Below are 1,671 nucleotides of genomic sequence, written 5' to 3'. Positions count from 1 at the left end.
GCCCCGCTACATTGTCGGCGCGGAATCACTTGACCAGTGAGCTATTACGCACTCTTTCAAGGGTGGCTGCTTCTAAGCCAACCTCCTGGTTGTCTGTGCAACTCCACATCCTTTCCCACTGAGCACACGCTTAGGGGCCTTAGCCGATGATCTGGGCTGTTTCCCTCTCGACTACGAAGCTTATCCCCCGCAGTCTCACTGCCACGCTATGTCTTACCGGCATTCGGAGTTTGGCTGACGTCAGTAACCTGGTAGGGCCCATTAGCCATCCAGTAGCTCTACCTCCGGCAAGAAACACGTGACGCTGCACCTAAATGCATTTCGGGGAGAACCAGCTATCACGAAGTTTGATTGGCCTTTCACCCCTAACCACAGGTCATCCCCTCAGTTTTCAACCTAAGTGGGTTCGGTCCTCCACGCCGTCTTACCGGCGCTTCAACCTGCCCATGGCTAGATCACTTCGCTTCGGGTCTAGACCCGGCGACTGTATCGCCCTATTCGGACTCGCTTTCGCTACGGCTTCCCCACACGGGTTAACCTCGCCACCGAGCACTAACTCGCAGGCTCATTCTTCAAAAGGCACGCCGTCACCCCTGCTAGGGAGGCTCCGACGGATTGTAGGCACACGGTTTCAGGTACTATTTCACTCCCCTCCCGGGGTACTTTTCACCTTTCCCTCACGGTACTAGTCCGCTATCGGTCACTAGGTAGTATTTAGGCTTAGCAAGTGGTCTTGCCAGATTCACACGAGATTTCTCGGGCCCCGTGCTACTTGGGATCCCCTCAACCAGGCCGCACCATTTCGTCTACGGGACTCACACCCACTACGGTCCGCCTTTCAATGCGGTTCGACTATGACACGGCTTTCTTACTGGCTACCAGACTGTCAGATCTGGTCAGAAGGTCCCACAACCCCGCATGTGCAACGCCTGACAGCTTGACACACACACGGTTTGGCCTCATCCGCTTTCGCTCGCCACTACTCACGGAATATCTCTTCCTGTCGGTACTGAGATGTTTCACTTCCCGACGTTCCCCCCTGCACCCTATGTATTCAGATGCAGGTGACTGGGCATGACCCCAGCCGGGTTCCCCCATTCGGACACCCTCGGATCACAGCTCGTTTGCCAACTCCCCGAGGCTTATCGCAGGCTACCACGTCCTTCTTCGGCTCCTAGTGCCAAGGCATCCACCCTGTGCCCTTAAAAACTTCGACACACTACAATATTTCACAGAGATCAAGAAACTAGTCGAAACAAATCAACTAGTCATTGAACATCTGGGATGCTCGCGTCCACTGTGCAGTTCTCAAGCAACGGACGACCCGCAGACCCCCGGCACGCCTACCCCCACCAGACACGATCCCCAGAAGCTCACGCTCCCAGGGATCACACCCCGTGCAGGCGGTTCACACCCGACCCACGACCCGTATCCATCAAGACCCCCGACCACCCACCCGCACCACCCCACAAGGGCGATCCGAACAGAGCGGGCCGATTGCCTCAGGACCCAACAGTGTGCTTGCGAACCAGACCAACCCCCCACCACCAGCGTTCCCCCACCCAGCCCGAAGACTGCCAGCCCGAAGACTGCCGACCCCGAAGAGCCACGATGTGTACTAGCCGGCGACCGAACGCCGAACCGATCCTTCTAGTCAATGTTCCACCCGTG

At 57.2% G+C, this 1,671-nt stretch carries 1 rRNA gene; it reads right to left on the bottom strand.

The window, feature by feature from the left end:
- Positions 1-1,216: ribosomal RNA gene (locus ACFQ80_RS22575) — 23S ribosomal RNA — on the bottom strand; the annotation flags it as partial.
- Positions 1,217-1,671: the final 455 nt, after the last annotated feature.

The organism is Isoptericola sp. NPDC056578 (genome assembly GCF_042793275.1).
Taxonomy (GTDB): Bacteria; Actinomycetota; Actinomycetes; order Actinomycetales; family Cellulomonadaceae; genus Isoptericola.
Note: the sequence above shows the minus strand (reverse complement) of the source record. Positions and strands in the feature narration are given on the sequence as shown.